At 73.3% G+C, this 17221-nt stretch carries 17 protein-coding genes; 7 read left to right on the forward strand and 10 right to left on the reverse strand.

The window, feature by feature from the left end:
* Position 1: 1 nt before the first annotated feature.
* Positions 2–1216 (reverse strand): PfkB family carbohydrate kinase, encoded by a 1215-nt coding sequence (locus tag AB0C28_RS07870; protein ID WP_357842027.1) that lies wholly within the window; start codon positions 1214–1216, stop codon positions 2–4.
* Between the two features lie 131 nt (positions 1217–1347).
* On the opposite strand from AB0C28_RS07870, the gene AB0C28_RS07875 reads away from it, so the two are divergent.
* Both AB0C28_RS07875 and AB0C28_RS07880 read left to right on the forward strand, forming a co-directional pair.
* The gene (locus tag AB0C28_RS07875) at positions 1348–2106 is read left to right on the forward strand and encodes a DeoR/GlpR family DNA-binding transcription regulator (RefSeq protein WP_357842030.1); all 759 of its coding nucleotides are present in this window, start codon (positions 1348–1350) and stop codon (positions 2104–2106) included.
* Positions 2107–2116: 10 nt separating this feature from the next.
* Entirely contained in the window at positions 2117–3457 is a 1341-nt protein-coding gene (locus AB0C28_RS07880; protein ID WP_357842033.1) for a 6-phospho-beta-glucosidase, read from the forward strand.
* Between the two features lie 94 nt (positions 3458–3551).
* On the opposite strand, the gene AB0C28_RS07885 is transcribed toward AB0C28_RS07880, so the two are convergent.
* Together AB0C28_RS07885 and AB0C28_RS07890 are read right to left on the reverse strand one after the other, a co-directional pair.
* On the reverse strand, positions 3552–3980 hold the full coding sequence (locus AB0C28_RS07885; protein WP_357842036.1) for a type II toxin-antitoxin system PemK/MazF family toxin: 429 nt from the start codon (positions 3978–3980) through the stop codon (positions 3552–3554).
* A 49-nt stretch (positions 3981–4029) separates the two neighbouring features.
* Positions 4030–5112, reverse strand: a complete 1083-nt coding sequence (locus AB0C28_RS07890; protein ID WP_358073419.1) for an epoxide hydrolase family protein — start codon at positions 5110–5112, stop codon at positions 4030–4032.
* 63 nt (positions 5113–5175) lie between these two features.
* On the opposite strand from AB0C28_RS07890, the gene AB0C28_RS07895 reads away from it, so the two are divergent.
* Both AB0C28_RS07895 and AB0C28_RS07900 read left to right on the forward strand, forming a co-directional pair.
* Complete coding sequence (locus AB0C28_RS07895) at positions 5176–6120, forward strand: WYL domain-containing protein (protein WP_357842042.1); 945 nt, start codon at positions 5176–5178, stop codon at positions 6118–6120.
* Positions 6121–6124: 4 nt separating this feature from the next.
* Positions 6125–6904 carry an acyl-CoA thioesterase domain-containing protein gene (locus AB0C28_RS07900; protein ID WP_357842045.1) on the forward strand — a complete coding sequence of 260 codons (780 nt, stop codon included), beginning with the start codon at positions 6125–6127 and terminating at the stop codon, positions 6902–6904.
* 47 nt (positions 6905–6951) lie between these two features.
* On the opposite strand, the gene gndA is transcribed toward AB0C28_RS07900, so the two are convergent.
* Entirely contained in the window at positions 6952–8376 is a 1425-nt protein-coding gene (gndA, locus tag AB0C28_RS07905; protein WP_357842048.1) for an NADP-dependent phosphogluconate dehydrogenase, read from the reverse strand.
* 74 nt (positions 8377–8450) lie between these two features.
* Positions 8451–9143, reverse strand: coding sequence for an HAD family hydrolase (locus tag AB0C28_RS07910; RefSeq protein WP_346113881.1), 693 nt, complete (start codon positions 9141–9143; stop codon positions 8451–8453).
* Positions 9144–9166: 23 nt separating this feature from the next.
* Between AB0C28_RS07910 and AB0C28_RS07915 the strand changes: the two genes are divergently transcribed.
* The 3 genes from AB0C28_RS07915 to AB0C28_RS07925 all read left to right on the forward strand — a co-directional run bounded on the left by AB0C28_RS07915 (position 9167) and on the right by AB0C28_RS07925 (position 13457).
* On the forward strand, positions 9167–9808 hold the full coding sequence (locus tag AB0C28_RS07915) for an SDR family oxidoreductase (protein WP_357842050.1): 642 nt from the start codon (positions 9167–9169) through the stop codon (positions 9806–9808).
* Positions 9809–9812: 4 nt separating this feature from the next.
* Complete coding sequence (locus AB0C28_RS07920) at positions 9813–10847, forward strand: aldo/keto reductase (protein ID WP_357842053.1); 1035 nt, start codon at positions 9813–9815, stop codon at positions 10845–10847.
* A gap of 93 nt (positions 10848–10940) precedes the next feature.
* Positions 10941–13457: an ATP-dependent Clp protease ATP-binding subunit gene (locus AB0C28_RS07925; protein ID WP_358073420.1), complete on the forward strand. Its 2517-nt coding sequence runs from the start codon at positions 10941–10943 to the stop codon at positions 13455–13457.
* A 59-nt stretch (positions 13458–13516) separates the two neighbouring features.
* Here the strand turns inward: AB0C28_RS07925 and ptsP are convergent, their stop codons facing one another.
* Genes ptsP through AB0C28_RS07950 form a run of 5 tightly spaced genes read right to left on the reverse strand, consistent with a single transcriptional unit; the run spans position 13517 to position 17220 of the window.
* Positions 13517–15208 carry a phosphoenolpyruvate--protein phosphotransferase gene (ptsP, locus tag AB0C28_RS07930; RefSeq protein WP_357842059.1) on the reverse strand — a complete coding sequence of 564 codons (1692 nt, stop codon included), beginning with the start codon at positions 15206–15208 and terminating at the stop codon, positions 13517–13519.
* Positions 15201–15482: an HPr family phosphocarrier protein gene (locus AB0C28_RS07935; protein WP_357842062.1), complete on the reverse strand. Its 282-nt coding sequence runs from the start codon at positions 15480–15482 to the stop codon at positions 15201–15203. Before AB0C28_RS07935 ends, ptsP begins: the two co-directional genes overlap by 8 nt.
* A 10-nt stretch (positions 15483–15492) precedes the next feature.
* Positions 15493–16497 carry a zinc-dependent dehydrogenase gene (locus tag AB0C28_RS07940; protein ID WP_357842065.1) on the reverse strand — a complete coding sequence of 335 codons (1005 nt, stop codon included), beginning with the start codon at positions 16495–16497 and terminating at the stop codon, positions 15493–15495.
* Positions 16494–16919 (reverse strand): PTS sugar transporter subunit IIA, encoded by a 426-nt coding sequence (locus tag AB0C28_RS07945; RefSeq protein ID WP_346111329.1) that lies wholly within the window; start codon positions 16917–16919, stop codon positions 16494–16496. Before AB0C28_RS07945 ends, AB0C28_RS07940 begins: the two co-directional genes overlap by 4 nt.
* Positions 16912–17220 carry a PTS lactose transporter subunit IIB gene (locus AB0C28_RS07950; protein ID WP_357842068.1) on the reverse strand — a complete coding sequence of 103 codons (309 nt, stop codon included), beginning with the start codon at positions 17218–17220 and terminating at the stop codon, positions 16912–16914. The genes AB0C28_RS07945 and AB0C28_RS07950 overlap by 8 nt, the downstream gene beginning before the upstream one ends.
* Position 17221 lies beyond the last annotated feature (1 nt).

Here is a 17221-nt window from a genome sequence, read left to right on the forward strand (position 1 = left end):
GTTACTCCTTCTGCGCAGGTACGCGAGGCGTGTCCGGGTCCTCGCCCTCGGGCGGGGACAGCGGCTCGTCGGGCCGCTTCCCGGAAGCGGGGGATGTCATGCCCACGTCGGCGTACCGGGCGATGGTGGCGACCGCGCGGCGTACCGCTCCGACCGGGACCGTGGGCACCAGCCGGTCGAGGAAGGCGTAGCGGCGGGCCAGCGAGCTGCCGTAGGCGCCGCTGTGATCGGCCGCCTCGCGCACCTCGTGCCACCAGTCGGCGATGTCGCCCCAGCCGGGCGCGGCCAGCGAGCCGCCGAACTGCTGCACCGCGAGGGCCGCGCACACCTGCGCGAAGGCCAGCCGGTCGTTGAGCGGCCAGTGGCACAGCGTGCCGAGCACGAAGCCGGCCCCGAAAACGTCGCCCGCGCCCGTCGGGTCGAGCGCCGTCACCCGCGGCGCGGGCACGAACGACTCCTCGCCCGTCGTCGAGTCGATCGCCATCGCGCCGTTGGCGCCGTCGGTCACCACGGCCAGCGGCACCTTGTCGGCGATGGCGTAGAGCGCGTCGCGCGGCGTCTCGGTGCCGGTGTAGGCCATGGCCTCGGTCGCGTTCGGCATGAAGGCGTGACAGACGCCGAGCTGGTCCAGCAGCGAGCGCGGCCACGCGCCCGACGGGTCCCAGCCCACGTCCGCGAAGATGAGCGCGCCGTCGCGGTGGGCCAGCTCAGCCCAGTTGCACGCGGCGTCGGGGTCGCCCAGGGGTTCCTCGGGCGACAGCGTCACGATCACGGCCCTGGACGGCGGCGGCTTGCCGATCATCTCGTTGGCCGGCATGGGGGCAGGATGGCCGTGCGTGACCATGCTGCGGTCGCGGTGGACGGCCATCGAGACCGTCACCGGCGAGTGCCAGTGCTCGAAGCGCTGCGACCGGGACAGATCGACCGATTCCTGCTGCTCCAGCGTGCGCCAGCAGAAGTCGCCGTAGTCGTCGTCGCCGAACGCGGCCGCCAGCGACGTGCGCAGCCCGAGCCGGCTGGTCGCGATGGCCAGGTTGGCGATGCCGCCGGGGCAGGAGCCCATGCCCTCGGCCCAGATCTCCGTGCCGGCCGCGGGCATCGCGGGCAGGCCGGTGAAGATGATGTCGAGGAAGACGGTTCCGGCCAGGAAGACGTCGAACTGCGGGCCCTCGGGGGTCCGTTCGCCGGCGAGAGGGTCGTACGCCTGGACAGACACGGGATCAGGTCCTCCTCGACACGCGGGATGTGCGCAATCTTGCACGTTTGCTCGCACACTTCAAGTGTTTCGGGCGACCGATTGGCGCAAGATGCTTACTTATGCGCGAATTTGACTGATACACTCCCGGCGTGCTCCAGCGCCTCAGGCATGCCGAGATCATGCGCCGCGTCCGCAGCTCCGGCGCCTCCAGCGTGCGCGATCTGGCGAGCCAGCTCGGGGTGAGCCCGTCCACCATCCGCAGGGACCTCGAGGTCCTCGACCGCGACGGCACCCTGCGCCGTGTCCGCGGCGGCGCCCTGGCCGGCGTCGACGCCGACACCGACCGGCCCTTCGCCGAGGTCGCCGCCACCGACGAACAGGACAAGGAGGCCGTGGCCGCCCGCGCCGCCGAGCTCGTCGGCGACGGCGACGTGGTCCTGCTCGACATCGGCACCACCACCATGTGCCTGGCCAGGCGGCTGCGCGGGCGCCGCGTCACCGTGGTGACCTCCAGCCTCGCCGTCCTCGACGTGCTGCGCTCCGACCCCGAGGTCGAGCTGCTGCTGCTCGGCGGCATGATCCGGCGGCCTTACCACTCGCTGGTCGGGGTGCTGACCGAGGCCGCGCTGAGCCAGGTCGTCGCCGACCGCGTCTTCCTCGGCGCCAGCGGCGTGCGCCCCGACGGGCAGCTCGTCGACACCACGCTCGCCGAGGTGCCGCTCAAACGCGCCATGATCGCCGCGGCCGGGCAGGTCGTGCTGCTCGTGGACCGCCACAAGTTCCCCGGCACCGGCGCGCTGCGCGTGTGCGGGCCCGAGGACGTGGACATGATCGTCACGAACGCGGGCGCCGACGAGAGCACGCTGCGCGCCTGCGCGGCCGCGGGCGCCGAAGTGCTGCTCACATGAAGGGTTGAGGATGAGACTGGCCGTTCTCGGCGGCGGGGGCTTCAGGGTCCCGCTGGTGTACGGCGCGCTCCTGCGCGACACCGCCAAACCGCGCGTGGAGGAGGTGGTGCTGTACGACGTCTCCGAGGAGCGGCTGGAGGCCGTCTCCCACGTGCTGAGCGGCATGGCCGCCGGGCACGACGACCCGCCCCGCGTCCGCGTGACCACCGACCTCGACACCGCGCTGCGCGACGCCACGTTCGTCTTCTCCGCCATCCGGGTCGGCGGCCTGGCGGGCCGCACCGCCGACGAGCGGGTCGCCCTCGACCTCGGCCTGGTCGGACAGGAGACGACCGGACCAGGCGGCATCTCCTACGGCCTGCGCACCGTGCCGGTCGCCGTGCGCGTGGCCGAACGGGTGGCCGCGCTCGCGCCCCGCGCCTGGGTGATCAACTTCACCAACCCCGCCGGCATCGTCACCGAGGCCATGCGCCGCGTGCTCGGCGACCGGGTGATCGGCATCTGCGACTCGCCGGTCGGGCTGATCCGGCGCGCCGCCGCCGCGCTTGGGCTCGATCCCGCCCGCGTGTCGCCCGACTACGTGGGGCTCAATCACCTCGGCTGGCTGCGCGGCCTGCACCACGAGGGCCGCGACGTGCTGCCCGGCCTGCTCGCCGACGACGACGCGCTGCGCCGGGTGGAGGAGGCCCGCCTGTTCGGCACCGAATGGGTGCGGGTGCTGGAGGCGCTGCCGAACGAGTACCTGTACTACTACTACCTGACCAGGGAGGCCGTGGCCGCGAGCGCCGGGCGCACCCGGGGTGAGGAACTGCTGGGCCAGCAGGAGCGCTTCTACGCCGCCGTACGCGCCCGGCCGGGCGACGCTCCCGCCGCGTGGGCGCGGGCGCGCAGGGAACGGGACGAGTCGTACATGGCCGACGCGCGCGGCGTCACCGACGCGGGGGAACGCGACGCCGCCGACCTGGAGGCGGGCGGCTACGAGGGCATCGCGCTCGCCCTCATGGCCGCCATCGCCCGCGGCGAGCCCGCCACCATGATCCTCAACGTGCGCAACGGCTCCGCCGTGCCGGGCCTGCCCGAGGACGGGGTCGTCGAGGTGCCGTGCGCGGTCGACGGCTCAGGCGTCCGCGCCCTGGCCACCCGGCCGCTGCCCGGCCGTTTCCTGGGGCTGGCGCAGCAGGTCAAGGCGGTCGAGCAGACGGTCATCGAGGCCGCGCTGACCGGCTCGGCCCGCCTGGCGACGGCGGCGTTCGCCATGCACCCGCTGGTGGACTCGACGACCACGGCGGAGCGCCTGCTGGACGGCTACCGCGCCCGCATCCCGGAACTGGCGGCTGTCTTCCCGCGCTGACCACCAGGGCCGGCCACCGGGACCGGGTCGCGCGGCCGTCTTCCCGGACCGACCGGCGGGGCCGCCCGTCGGCCGGCCGCGCGGGGTGGAGGGGCTAGCGGGCGCCCCAGCCGTGGGTCTTCATCAGGCGGGCCGCCACCCTGGCGAAACGCTCGCCGTCCAGGACCGCGCCCTCGCGCCTGATGTCGTCCTCGTCGAGCACGAAGACCCGGTCCAGCCGTACGTAGGAGATCCGGCCGTCGCGGCCCCACTCGCCCAGCTCCAGCCAGTCGTCACCGTCGTCGCCCTTGCTGGACAGCATCATGCCCAGCAGTCGGCGGCCCGAACGGCCTACGATCAGCAGCGGCCGGTCCTTGCCCCTGGCCGGGTCCTCCTCGTACGGCACCCACGCCCAGACGATCTCCCCAGGGTCGGCCATGCCGTCGAGGTCGGGGGAGTAGGCCAGCGTGGCGGGCCCGTGCAGGGAATGGATCTCGCGTACCGCGCCCCGGGCCGGCCGGGGGTCCTCACCTAGATCACGCATTGCAGGAGCTTACGGCGCGAGCCCGGCGGAAATCCACCCGGCCCCCGCGTCACGGCCGCAGCCCGAGGAAGAACTCCCTGACGTCCTCGATGTACAGGTCGGGGGCCTGGAGGGCGGCGTAGTGACCGCCACGCGGGTACTCCGACCAGCGCACCACGTGGTGCACCCGTTCGGCGTAGCGCCGCACGGTCGTGTCGCCGGGGAAGAGCGCGAAGGCGGTGGGCGTCGGATCGGGCGCCGCCGGGGGCGCCCAGTCGGGGGCGCTCTCCCGGTACAGCCGGCCGGCCGAGCCCGCCGTGCCGGTGAACCAGTAGAGCGAGATGCCGGTGAGCATGTCGTCGGGGTCGAGCCCGCCGGCGTCCCGGCCCCAGGAGGCGAACGCGTCCAGGTTCCAGGCGAGCTGCCCGGCGGGGGAGTCGGCCAGGCCGTAGGCGAGGGTCTGCGGCCTGGTGCCCTGGATGACGGCGTACCCGTTGACCTCCTTCCACCGCTCGACGCCGGCGGCGCGCTCCAGCTCCTCCTCCGTCAGGCCCGACAGGTCGTCGTCGGGGAACGCGGTCACGGAGGCGTTCAGATGCACCCCGGTCACCCGGCCAGGGGCGGCCCTGGACACGGCGGCCGAGATCAGCGAGCCGAAGTCGCCGCCTTGCACGCCGAAGCGGCCGTACCCGAGCCGGTCCATCAGCGTGATCCAGGCGGCGGCGATCCGCCGCACGCCCCAGCCCGGCTCGCGGGTGGGCCCCGAGCAGGCGAAGCCGGGGATGGACGGGACGATCACGTGGAAGTCGCGGGAGAGCGGCCCGGCCACGCGGGAGAAGTCGGCGAACGAGCTGGGCCAGCCGTGCGTCAGCAGCAGCGGCAGCGCGTCCTCGCGGGCGGAGCGCAGGTGCGCGAAGTGCACGAGCTGACCGTCGATCACGGTCGTGTACTGCGGCAGCTCGTTCAGCCGCGCCTCGTGCTCCCGCCAGTTGTAGCCGTTCTGCCAGTACGCGGCCAGCTCCCGCACCGCCTCCGGCGGCACCCCGTACGACCAGCCCGTCCCGTCGAGGGCGTCCGGCCAGCGGGTCCTGGCCAGCCGGTCGCGGAGATCGTCGATCCGGTCCTGGGAAATGTCGATGACGAACGATTGCATGCACGGCACGTTAGGAGGCACTGCGGTCAGATTCAGGCCGCGATGGCGGGCAGAATGGCCGGTGTGCTGGACACCTCGGCCAGGCTGCTGCGCCTGCTCTCCCTGTTGCAGACCCGGCGCGACTGGGCCGGCGCCGACCTGGCGCGGCGGCTCGGCGTCGCCCCCAGGACGCTGCGCCGCGACGTCGGGCGGCTGCGCGAGCTCGGCTACCCGGTGCACTCCACGCCGGGTGCCGCGGGCGGCTATCGGCTGGGCGCGGGCGCGGAGCTGCCGCCGCTGCTGCTCGACGACGAGGAGGCCGTGGCGGTGGCACTCGGGCTGCGTACGGCCGCGAACGGCACCGTGACCGGCATCGAGGAGACCTCGCTGCGGGCGCTGGCCAAGCTGGAGCAGGTCCTGCCCGCCCGCCTGCGCACGCGGGTCGGCACGCTGCAGGCCCACACCGTGCGGATCAACCGGGCCGGCCCCACCGTGGACGCCGACGTGCTCACCCACGTCACCGCAGCCTGCCGCGACCGTGAGCAGTTGCGCTTCGACTACACCACCTACGACGGCGAGACGGCGCAGCGGCGGGCCGAGCCGCACAGCCTCGTCAGCGCGGGCCACCGCTGGTATCTCGTCGCCTGGGACGTCGACCGCCGTGACTGGCGCACCTTCCGGGCCGACCGGATCCGGCTGAGCACCCCCAACGGTCCCCGCTTCACCCCGCGCGAGCCGCCCGCGCGCGACGTCGCCGCCTGGCTGCACGACTGGCTGGCCCACGGGATGTGGCCGATCGAAGGGCGGTTCCTGCTGCACGCGCCGGCCGAGCGGATGGCCGGCCGCACCCAGGGCGTCATCGAGGCCGCGGGGCCGGACCGCTGCGTGCTCACGCTGCGCGGCGACGACCTGCACCTGATGGCCGTCGTCGTGGCCTTCCTGGACGTCGACTTCGAGGTGATCGAGCCGGTCGAGCTGAAAGATCGCCTCCAGGCGCTCGGCCGGCGCCTGCTCTCCTCTAGAATCTGATTCTGTGCCGACGTCAGCGTTCTTCACCAAGAAACGGGACGAACTCGTCCCCGCGCCGCACGCCCGCGGCCCCTGGTCCCCCGACATGCTGCACGGACGCCTGCTCGGCGGGCTGGCGGCCCGAGCCCTGGAGGAGCGCCACGCGGGCCCCGGCCTGCACTTCGCCCGGCTGACCGTCGACCTGTTCCGCAACAGCCCGATGCTGCCCGTCACCGTCGAGACGGCCGTGGTCAGGGACGGGCGCAGGATCCGCGTGGCCGACGCCGTGATCTCCACCGACCAGGGCGTGATCGGGCGGGCCAGTGCGGTGCTGCTGCGCCGGGGTGAGCAGCCCGAGGGCGAGCGTTCGATCGTGACGCCCGCCTGGGACGAGCCGCCGCCCTCGCAGCCGCCGGCTGAGGCCGAGGGCGAGTTCTGGAAGCCGCCGTTCGACCTGTGGCGGCTGACCGAGTGGGGCGCCCCCGGGCCTGGACGGGTGTGGTTGCGGGAGCGGTACCCGCTGGTGGACGACGAGCCGCTGAGCCCGTTCGTCCGGGCCGCGCTGGCCGCCGACTTCGCCAGCCCGCTCAGCAACGTCCAGGCCGACGGGCTGCGCTTCATCAACGCCGACTACACCATGACCCTGGCCCGGCTCCCCGAGGGCGAGCTCATCGGGGTGGAGAGCACGGGACACGTGAGCACCGGCGGTGTCGCGGCCGGCCAGGTGACCATGCACGACACCGCCGGGCCGCTCGGCTTCTGCGTGGTGACCGCCGTCGCCAACTCCGTGGCGATGAACGGATAGCCGGACGGGCGCGTGGGCCCCTCCGGCCGCTCGGACGAGTGAGAGGGCTACGCCGGCCGCTCCTGGCGGTCGCCGGACCAGTCGGTGTGGAAGGTGCCCTCCTTGTCCACCCGGTGGTAGGTGTGCGCGCCGAAGAAGTCGCGCAGTCCCTGCACCAGCGCTGCCGGGAGGCGGTCGCGGCGCAGCCCGTCGAAGTAGGCCAGGGCCGAGGAGAAGCCGGGCGTGGGCACGCCGATCTGGACCGCCGTGGTCACCACGCGCCGCCACGACTCCTGCGCGGCGTCGAGCGCGCCGGCGAACGTCGGGTCGGCCAGCAGCGTGGGCAACTGCGGGTCGGCGTCGTACGCGGCCCTGATCCGGTCGAGGAACTTGGCCCTGATGATGCAGCCGCCCCGCCAGATCGTGGCCATCGCGCCCAGGTCGAGGTCCCAGCCGTACTCCTTCGAGGCGGCGGCCATCTGGTCGAAGCCCTGGGCATAGGCGACGATCTTGGAGGCGTAGAGCGCCTGGCGTACGTCCTCGATCAGCTCGCGCCCGCCGACCCCGGACTCGTCGGGCCCGCGCAGCGACCGGGCCGCGGCTCGCTGCTCGGGGTGGCCGGACAGGGCGCGGGCGAACGTCGCCTCCGCGATGCCCGTCACGGGCACGCCCAGGTCGAGCGCGCTCTGCACGGTCCAGCGGCCGGTGCCCTTCTGCTCGGCCTGGTCGACCACGATGTCCACGAACGGCTTGCCCGTCTCGGCGTCGACCTGGTCGAGCACCTCGGCGGTGATCTCGATCAGGTAGGAGTCGAGCTCGCCCCTGTTCCACTCCCTGAACACCTCGGCCAGCTCGGCCGGCGTCACCCCGAGCGCCTGGCGGAGCAGGTCGTAGGACTCGGCGATGAGCTGCATGTCGGAGTATTCGATGCCGTTGTGGACCATCTTCACGAAATGGCCGGCGCCGTCGGGGCCCACGTGCACCGAACACGGCACGCCGTCGACCTTGGCCGCGATGTCCTGGAGGATCGGGCCGAGCGCCTCCCACGACTCCTTCGACCCGCCCGGCATGATGCTGGGGCCGTTGAGCGCGCCCTCCTCGCCGCCGGAGATGCCGGTGCCGACGAAGTGCAGGCCGCGCTCGCGCAGGGCGGCCTCGCGCCGCCGGGTGTCCTCGAAGTGCGCGTTGCCGCCGTCGACGATCATGTCGCCCGGCTCCATCACGGCGGCGAGCTCGTCGATCACCGCGTCGGTGGCCGCCCCCGCCTTGACCATGATGATCGCCCGCCGCGGCCGCTTCAGCGAGGCGACGAAGGCGGCGACGTCCTCCGAGGGTACGAACGTGCCCTCCTCGCCGAACTCCTTCACCAACTGCTGCGTGCGGCTGTGTGAACGGTTGTGCACGGCCACGGTGTAACCGTGCCTGGCCAGGTTGCGGGCCAGGTTGCGCCCCATGGTCGCCAGGCCGGTGACGCCGATGTCTGCCAAGTCCATCTCAGCTCCTCTGTGGGGAATACGCATGATCCAGCTCGGTGGTTCGGAGGGATATTCCCGCTCCGCCGCCACCGTCAGTCACTCTGCCGCACGCCGAGTTCGTCGAGGCGGTCCAGCATCTCGGCCGGATCGGCGTACACCAGGAACGCCCCCGCGCGCTCCAGTTCGTCCCTGCCATACCCGCCCGACAGCAGGCCGATGCCCAGCGCGCCGGCCCGGCGGGCGGCGAGCAGGTCCCAGACGCTGTCGCCGACCACCATGGCGTGCGCGGGATCGACCTTGGCCAGCGCCGCCCCGGCCAGGAACAGGTCGGGGTCGGGCTTGGCGCGGCGCACCATGTCGCGGGTGACCATGGGTGTGTCGTCCGGCAGCCCCAGCATGCCCAGGGCCAGCCGGGCCGTGCGGGCGTAGCCGCTGGTCGCGATGGCCCAGGGCACGCCGCGCGAGGTCAGCTCGGCCAGCAGCTCCGGCGCGCCGGGCAGCGGTCTGACCGAGGCGGCCTGCTGCTCGTACGCCTCGGCGTGGGTGGTCTGCAGCTCCTCGATCTGCTCCCGCGTCAGCTTGAGCCCGGTCTCCCGCAGTAGCGCGCTGACGAACAGCCCGCCGCTCATGCCGATGCGCCGGTGGATCCGCCACACCGACAGGTCGATGCCCAGCCCCGACAGCGCCTGACGCCAGGCCACCACGTGCTGGTAGACGCTGTCGATCAGGGTGCCGTCCAGGTCGAACAGGAACGCGGGCGTGGGTGCCTGCGGGAAGTCGCGCATGGGTCCATGACACCATGACGATTATGGGGATCATCATCGCGGGTGGCCACGGGCAGATCGGGCTCCGGCTGGCCGCCCTTCTCGGACCTGAGGCCACCGGGGTCGTCCGTAATCCGGCGCACGTCGCCGACGTCGAGGCCACCGGGGCGCGGGCCGTGGTGTGCGACCTGGAGCGGGCCGGCGTCGAGGAGGTCGCCCGCGTCGTCGAGGGCGCCTCGGCCGTGGTGTTCGCGGCCGGCGCGGGGCCGGGCAGCGGCACGGCGCGTAAGAACACCGTCGATCGGGGCGCCTCCGTGTTGCTGGCCGACGCGGCCGAGCGGGCGGGCGTGCGGCGCTTCGTGCAAATCTCCAGCGTCGGCGCGGGGAAGCCGCCCGCGCCCGGCGGGGACGAGGTGTGGGCCGCCTACATCAAGGCCAAGACCGAGGCCGAGGAGGACCTGCGGGCCCGCGACCTCGACTGGACGATCCTGCGCCCCGGCCGCCTCACCAACGATCCGGGCACCGGCCGGGTGCTGCTGGCCCCCGAGGTGCCGCCGGGCGCGGTGCCGCGCGACGACGTGGCCGCCGTCATCGTGGCGCTGCTGCGCGATCCGGGCAGCGTGCGGCGGACGCTGGAACTGGTGTCCGGTGACACGCCCATCGACGAGCTCGCTGGGGGAGAGTAGGACCGTGACGGAATATCGCGTACTCGGACGTACAGGTCTCAAGGTCAGTCCGCTCTGCCTCGGCGCGATGATGTTCGGCTGGTGGGGCGAGTCCGACCCCGGGGAGTCCGCCCGGATCATCGACAGGGCGCTCGACGCGGGCGTCAACTTCATCGACACCGCCGACGTCTACTCGCAAGGGCAGTCGGAGGAGTACGTCGGGCGGGCGCTGGCCAAGTCCGGCAAGCGTGACCAGGTGGTGCTGGCCACCAAGTGCCACGGTGTCATGGGCGAGGGCCCCAACGAGCGGGGCAACTCCCGCCGCTGGATCTTCCAGGCCGTCGAGAACAGCCTGCGCCGCCTCGGCACCGACTGGATCGACCTCTACCAGATCCACCGCTTCGACCCCGACACCGACGTCGAGGAGACGCTCGGCGCGCTCACCGACCTCGTCCGGCAGGGCAAGGTCCGCTACATCGGCAGCTCCACCTTCCCCGCCCACCGCATCGTCGAGGCGCAGTGGGCCGCGGAGCGGCGCTCGCTGGAGCGGTTCGTGTGCGAGCAGCCGCCGTACTCGGCGCTCGTGCGCGGCATCGAGGCCGACGTGCTGCCCACGATCGAGAGGTACGGCATGGGCGCCATCGTGTGGAGCCCGCTGGCCGGCGGCTGGCTCAGCGGACGCTACCGCAAGGGCGCCGACCAGCCCGAGACGCGCCGCTCGGACCGGCTGCCGCAGCGCTACGACATGACGATCGAGGCCAACCAGCGCAAGCTGGAGGCGGCCGAGCGGCTGGCCGTGCTGGCCGAGGAGGCCGGCCTCACGCTGATCGAGCTGGCGCTGGCGTTCACGATCAGGCACCGGGCGGTGACCTCGGCCATCATCGGGCCGCGCACCATGGAGCACCTGGAGAGCCAGCTCACCGCCGCCGACGTGCGGCTGAGCGACGACGTGCTCGACCGGATCGACGAGATCGTCCCGCCCGGCGTCACGCTCAACCCGGCCGACGCCGGCTGGCAGCCGCCCGAGCTGGGCGACGCGGGGCTGCGCCGCCGCCCGTGACCCGCCGCCCGGGACTGGGATGCTTTGCCGAGTCCTGACTATGAAGTGCGGCATGTGCGGCTAGATGTCCCCTGAGCGCGAAGGGGATATGCGATGTCGTACAGGTCATTCTTCGGAGGAGACCCGTTCCGAGGCTTCGAGGAGCTGACGGGCCGGGTCTTCGGCGGCATGGAGAGCTGGCCGCCGTCGCGGCCCGGCGTCCAGCGCGTGGACGTGGGCAGGCTGCTCAGCGCCTCCGCAAGGGAGGCGCTGAGCCGGGCGCTGGAGGTGGCCGGGCAGCGCGGCGCGCCAGACCTGGACGTGATCGACCTCCTCGACGCACTGATCGACGACGACGCGGTCAACGCCCTGCTGCGCGCGGCCGGGGCCGACCCCGGCCGGCTGCGCGACGGCATCGACGCCGCCGCCGGGCCGGGCCAGGCCGCCGAGCCGCCCACGACGCTCTCCCCGGCCGCCAAGCGCGCCGTCCTGGACGCCCAGCGGGTCTCGCGGGCGCTCGGGGCGTCGTACATCGGGCCGGAGCACCTGCTGCTCGCGCTGGCCGCCAACCCCGACTCCACCGCCGCCCGGCTCCTGCGCGAGCAGGGCGTCTCGGCGAACGAGCTGCAGCAGGCCATCCTGTCCGGCGCGGCCGGCGGCGGGAGCGGTCAGGGGGCCGGCCATTGGTCCGGTCAGGGGGCCGGCCGGCGGGCCTCGGACACCCCCTCGCTCGACGAGTTCGGCCGCGACCTCACGGAGGAGGCCCGTCAGGGCCGCATCGACCCGGTCGTCGGCCGCGAGGACGAGATCGAGCAGTGCATCGAGGTGCTCTCGCGGCGCACCAAGAACAACCCGTGCCTGATCGGCGAGCCCGGCGTCGGCAAGACCGCGATCGTGGAGGGCATCGCCCAGCGCATCGTGAACGGCGCCGTCCCCGACCTGCTGAAGGACCGGCGCGTCGTCGCGCTCGACCTGACCGGCATGGTGGCCGGGACCAAGTACCGGGGCGAGTTCGAAGAACGCGTCAAGAAGGTCGTCGACGAGGTGCGCGCCCACTCCGACGAGGTCATCGTCTTCATCGACGAGGTGCACACGCTGGTCGGCGCCGGCTCGGCCGAGGGCGGCATGGACGCGGCCAACATCCTCAAACCCGCCCTGGCCCGCGGCGAGCTGCACGTCATCGCCGCCACCACCATCGACGAGTACCGCAAGAACATCGAGAAGGACGCCGCGCTCGAACGCCGCTTCCAGCCGATCCTGGTCCCCGAGCCGACCGTGGAGCAGACGGTCGAGATCCTGGCCGGGCTGCGCGACACGTACGAGGCCCACCACCAGGTCCGCATCACCGACGAGGCCCTCGACGCCGCGGCCAGCCTCTCGGCCCGCTACATCACCGACCGGTTCCTGCCCGACAAGGCCATCGACCTCATCGACCAGTCCTCGGCCCGGGTACGGCTGCGCTCACGCACGCCCGGCAGCGACGTGCGCGAGCTGGAGGAGCGCCTTGAGTCGCTGCGCCGCGACAAGGACCAGGCCGTCGCCGCCGAGGACTACGACCGCGCCAAGGAGCTGAGCGCGGAGATCGGCAAGGTCCGGCCGGAGCTGGAGCGGGCCAGGCACGGCGCCGACACCGTCCCGCAGGTCATGGTGGAGGACATCGCCGAGGTGGTCTCCCGCCGCACCGGCATCCCGGTCACCCAGCTCACCGAGCAGGAGCGCGAGCGCCTGATGCGCCTGGAGGAGCACCTGCACCGGCGCGTCGTCGGCCAGGACGAGGCCGTCACCGCCGTCGCCGAGGCCGTGCGCAGGGCCAGGGCGGGCCTGTCCGACCCGAACCGGCCGATCGGCAGCTTCCTGTTCCTCGGCCCGACGGGCGTCGGCAAGACGGAGCTGGCCAGGGCGCTGGCCGCGGCCCTGTTCGGGGGCGAGGACCACATGGTGCGCATCGACATGAGCGAGTTCCAGGAGCGGCACACGGTCTCCCGCCTCATCGGCGCGCCGCCCGGATATGTCGGGTACGAGGAGGCCGGCCAGCTCACCGAGGCCGTACGCCGCCGCCCGCACGGCGTGGTCCTCCTCGACGAGATCGAGAAGGCCCACCCCGACGTGATGAACATCCTGCTGCAGATGCTCGACGACGGCCGCCTCACCGACGGCCAGGGCCGCACGGTCGACTTCAGCAACGTCATCGTCATCATGACCAGCAACCTCGGCGCGGAGCTCATCCTGGAGGCCACGGGGCCGGTCGAGGACCGCCTGATGGACCTGCTGCGCCACACCCTGCGCCCCGAGCTGCTCAACCGCATCGACGAGACGATCATCTTCAAGCGGCTCGAACGCGACCAGCTCCGCCAGATCGTGGACCTGATGCTGGAGCGCACCCGGCAGCGGCTGCGCGGCCAGGACGTCACCATGGAGGTGACCGACGCGGCCAAGGACTGGCTGGCCGGGCGGGGCCATCAGCCCGAGTTCGGCGCCCGGCCGCTGCGCCGCACGGTGCAGCGGGAGCTGGACAACCGGCTGTCCACCATGCTGCTGACCGGGGAGGTCAGGGAGCACGGCCGGGTGACGGTGGACGTCGAGGACAACCGGCTCCGGCTCAGGGCGCACAACCCGGAACCGGCCGCCTGACGTTTCGTTCCAGGGCGGCGGGCGCGCTCCCCCCGATCCGGCGGGCGCGCCCGCGCCGGTCACTCCAGCGCGGCGAGCGCGCGTTCGCGGCACTCCTCGAACGTCAGAGACGCCAGCGCCTCGCGGACGAGCGGCACGCACACGGGGGCCATGGACAGGCTCGTCACCCCCAGCCCGACCAGCAGGGGAGCGAGCAGGGGATCGCCCGCCGCCTCCCCGCACACCCCGACGGGCTTGCCCGCCTCCCGGCCCGCCCGCGCGCACATGGCGATGAGTTCGAGCAGGGCCGGCTGGCACGGGTCCAGCAGGTCGGCCAGAGAGGAGTGCTGACGGTCGGCGGCGAAGGTGTACTGGGCCAGGTCGTTGGTGCCGATGCTGAGGAAGTCCACCTCCTGCAGCAGCCGCCCCGCGCGCAGGGCCGCCGCCGGGACCTCGACCATCACGCCCACCCTGACGATGCCCTTGGCCCTGGCCCGGCGGGCGAAGGCGCCGGCCTCGGCCACGGTGGTGACCATGGGCGCCATCACCTCGGGCTCCGTGCCCGTCTCGCGCGCCGCCGCGGCGATCGCGTCGAGCTGGATGTCCAGCACGTCCGGCAGCAGCCGGTCCACCCGCAGGCCACGCACGCCGAGCGCCGGGTTGTCCTCGGCGGGCAGCCCGAGGAAGGGCAGCGGCTTGTCGGTGCCGGCGTCGAGCGTGCGCACGATCACGTGCTCCACCCGGCTGAAGACCTCGGCGTAGGCGGCGACCTGCTCCTCGAACGAGGGCGCCTGCTTGCGGCCCAGGAACAGGAACTCCGTCCTGAACAGGCCCACCCCTTCGGCACGCAGGTCGTCCGAGCGCAGGTCGGCGGCCGAGCCGATGTTGTGCAGCAGCTTGACGGGATGGCCGTCGGAGGTCCTGCCGGGACCCTGGCTGGCCGCCAGCCGCGCCCTGCGGGCCCGGTCGGCCTCGTTGACCTCGGCCGCCTCCGGCGTGGTGAGGCCGACGGCGACCTCGCCGGTGCCGCCGTCCACGCCGATCACCGTGCCGTCGCCGACCGCCATGATGCCGGCGCAGGCCACCACGGCGGGCAGGCCCCTGCCCCGGGCCAGGATCGCGGTGTGGCTGGTGGGCCCGCCGCGCTCGGTGACCAGGGCCAGCACGTCGGGGCCGAGGCCGGCGGTGTCGGCGGGGGAGAGGTCGGCGGCGGCCAGCACGTACGGGTGCCCGGGGTCGGGCAGGCCGGGCATGGGCAGGCCGAGCGCGAACGCCACCGCCCGGTGCCGCAGGTCGTCGAGGTCGGCCGCCCGCTCGGCCAGATAGCCGCCGAGCGACGCCAGGGCCTCGCGGTGGCCGGTGAAGGCCGCGTCCAGGGCGTGGGGGGCGTCGGAACCCTCCCCGGCCAGGCGTTCCGCCTCCTCCAGCAGCAGGGGATCCTCGGCGATCATGGCGAGCGCCTCCAGGATCTCCGCCGCCTCGCCGCCCGCCGCCTTGGCCCGCCGGTTGAGGTCGGCGGCCACCGACTCCAGCGCCCCTGAGACGGTGGCCGCCTCCGCGTCCGGGTCGGTGACGGCGCGGGGTGCGGGCAGCGCGGGGGGACCGGCCATCCGCAGCACCGGCCCGGCCGCCCGCCCCTGGCTGACGCCGAGCCCGCTGAGCCGCCCGGTGGCCCCGGTCCAGGGGCCGCCGGCAGTCCCGGAGCCGCCGGGCGGCGGCACCGCGGCCGCACCGGTCGCGGCGGTGTGGTGGGGAGCGGTGCTGTCAGGCATCGAGGGCCTCTTCCGAGTCCAGGTCGCGGGACAGCAGCGCCGCCAGCGTGTCCAGGGCCTCGTCCGCGCCGGGCCCTTCGGCCTCCAGTGTCACTTCCGTGCCGCGCACGGCCCCCAGGGACAGCACGCCCAGCATGCTCTTGGCCGGTACGGACTTCTCCCCGGCCCGGATCGTGACCGGCACGCCCACCTTGACCGCCGCCTGCACGAACAGCTTGGCCGGCCGCGCGTGCAGGCCGCTGGCCGAGGCCACGACCACCGTTCGCTGTGCCATCGCCTACCTCCTAGGGTTCGATCGTGACCTTGATGGCCGTACCCCGGCTGACGAGGTCGATCCCGTCGAGCACCTGCGGCAGCGGCAGCCGGTGGGTGATCAGGTCCGACACCGGCACGGCGCCCTCGGCCACCAGTTGCAGCGCCTGGGCGTTGTGGGCCGGGCTGGAGCCGTTCGCGCCGACGATGGTCAGCTCCCGGTAGTGCACCAGATTCGAGTCGAGCGCGATCACCGGGTCGTCCTTGGGCAGCCCGCCGAAGAAGCTGATCCGGCCCTGCCTGGCCGCCATCCGCACGGCCTGCTCCTGCGCCGCGCCGGAGGCCGCCGCCGTGATCACCACGTCGGCGCCCCGGCCGCCGGTCAGCTTCAGCACCTGCTCCACGGGGTCGGAGTCGATGACCGCGTCGGGATGCACGAGCTCGGCCGCCATCGCCAGGCGGCCCGCGTTGACGTCCACCAGGAACACCCGCGCCGCCCCGCGCGCCCGCGCCAGGCGTACGTGCAGGCAGCCGATCGGGCCGGCGCCCATCACCACCACGTCGTCGCCGGGACCGACGCGCGCCAGCGACTGGCCGTTGAGCACGCAGGCCAGCGGCTCGGCCACCGACGCCTCGGCGAACCCGACACCGTCGGGGATGGCGTTCACGCCGTCCACGGCCAGCACCTTCGCCGGGACGATCATGTACTCGGCGAAGCCGCCGTCGTAGTGGTAGCCCATCGACTCCTGGTTCGGGCAGACCGTCTGGCGGCCACGCCGGCACTCGGCGCACGTGCCGCACGGGATCGCCGCGATCACCTGCACCCGCGCGCCGGTGTCGACGACCTCGCCGGCGATCTCGTGGCCCATCACGCGCGGCGGCACGATGTGGTGATGGCCGAACTTGAAGATCTTGGCGTCGGTGCCGCACGTCGAGCAGTTCCGCACCCGGATCTTCAGCTCGCCCGGCCCGGCGACCGGCTCGGGCGCGTCCTCGATCCTGATGTCGCCCGGCGCGTGGAAACGCGCGACCTTCATGACAACTCCTTGATGACTTGTGAAACCTCGGTGGCCTCGCGCAGCGTCCTGGCCCGATCGGGGTCGAGCAGGATGTCGGCCAGCGCCGCCAGCAGCGGCACGTGCCCGTCGCCGGCGGCCGCGATGCCCACGCACAGCGTGACGGGCTCGCCGTCCCAGTCGACGCCGCCGGGGAAGCGCACCACGCAGATGGCGTCGCGCTTGACGTCCTCCTTGGACGCGGCCGTCCCGTGGGGGATGGCCACGCCCTCGCCGACGTACGTGGAGATCGTCCGCTCGCGTTCGAGCATCGCCTCCACGTACGACGGCGCGACCGCCCCCACGTCGACCAGCGCCTGCCCGCAGCGGCGGATGGCCGCGTCGCGGTCGGGGGCGCTCTCGTGCAGCAGCACGGCGCGGGGGTCGAGCAGGCCGTCACGCATCGACGGTGCCGCCGTTCTTGATCGTGTTCACCAGCTTGGTCACCGCCGGGTCGCCCAGGAAGATCTGGAACGACACCAGCGGCTTGCCCGGGGCGGCGGCCTTGGCGCGGGCGGCCAGGCCCGTGTGGCAGACCACCACGTCGGCGTCCTCGGGGATGGAGTTGACCGGGGTGTGCTCCACGGTCACGCCCGTCCCCTTGAGCTGCTTCTTGAGCGTGGAGGCGAGCATGACGCTGCTGCCCATGCCCGCGTCGCAGGCCACGATGATCTTGTGGATGTCCTTGCTGTCTATGCCGGCCATG

Origin of the sequence: Nonomuraea sp. NPDC048892 (assembly GCF_040649735.1) — a bacterium.
Taxonomy (GTDB): Bacteria; Actinomycetota; Actinomycetes; order Streptosporangiales; family Streptosporangiaceae; genus Nonomuraea; species Nonomuraea maheshkhaliensis.

Coding starts and splice junctions, on each gene's coding strand:
- AB0C28_RS07880 (WP_357842033.1), top strand. CDS start 2,117: ATGAGACTGGCCGTTCTCGGCGGCGGGGGCTTCAGGGTCCCGCTGGTG.
- AB0C28_RS07885 (WP_357842036.1), bottom strand. CDS start 3,980: ATGCGTGATCTAGGTGAGGACCCCCGGCCGGCCCGGGGCGCGGTACGC.
- AB0C28_RS07890 (WP_358073419.1), bottom strand. CDS start 5,112: ATGCAATCGTTCGTCATCGACATTTCCCAGGACCGGATCGACGATCTC.
- gndA (WP_357842048.1), bottom strand. CDS start 8,376: ATGGACTTGGCAGACATCGGCGTCACCGGCCTGGCGACCATGGGGCGC.
- AB0C28_RS07910 (WP_346113881.1), bottom strand. CDS start 9,143: ATGCGCGACTTCCCGCAGGCACCCACGCCCGCGTTCCTGTTCGACCTG.
- AB0C28_RS07915 (WP_357842050.1), top strand. CDS start 9,167: ATGGGGATCATCATCGCGGGTGGCCACGGGCAGATCGGGCTCCGGCTG.
- AB0C28_RS07925 (WP_358073420.1), top strand. CDS start 10,941: ATGTCGTACAGGTCATTCTTCGGAGGAGACCCGTTCCGAGGCTTCGAG.
- ptsP (WP_357842059.1), bottom strand. CDS start 15,208: ATGCCTGACAGCACCGCTCCCCACCACACCGCCGCGACCGGTGCGGCC.
- AB0C28_RS07935 (WP_357842062.1), bottom strand. CDS start 15,482: ATGGCACAGCGAACGGTGGTCGTGGCCTCGGCCAGCGGCCTGCACGCG.
- AB0C28_RS07940 (WP_357842065.1), bottom strand. CDS start 16,497: ATGAAGGTCGCGCGTTTCCACGCGCCGGGCGACATCAGGATCGAGGAC.
- AB0C28_RS07945 (WP_346111329.1), bottom strand. CDS start 16,919: ATGCGTGACGGCCTGCTCGACCCCCGCGCCGTGCTGCTGCACGAGAGC.
- AB0C28_RS07950 (WP_357842068.1), bottom strand. CDS start 17,220: ATGGCCGGCATAGACAGCAAGGACATCCACAAGATCATCGTGGCCTGC.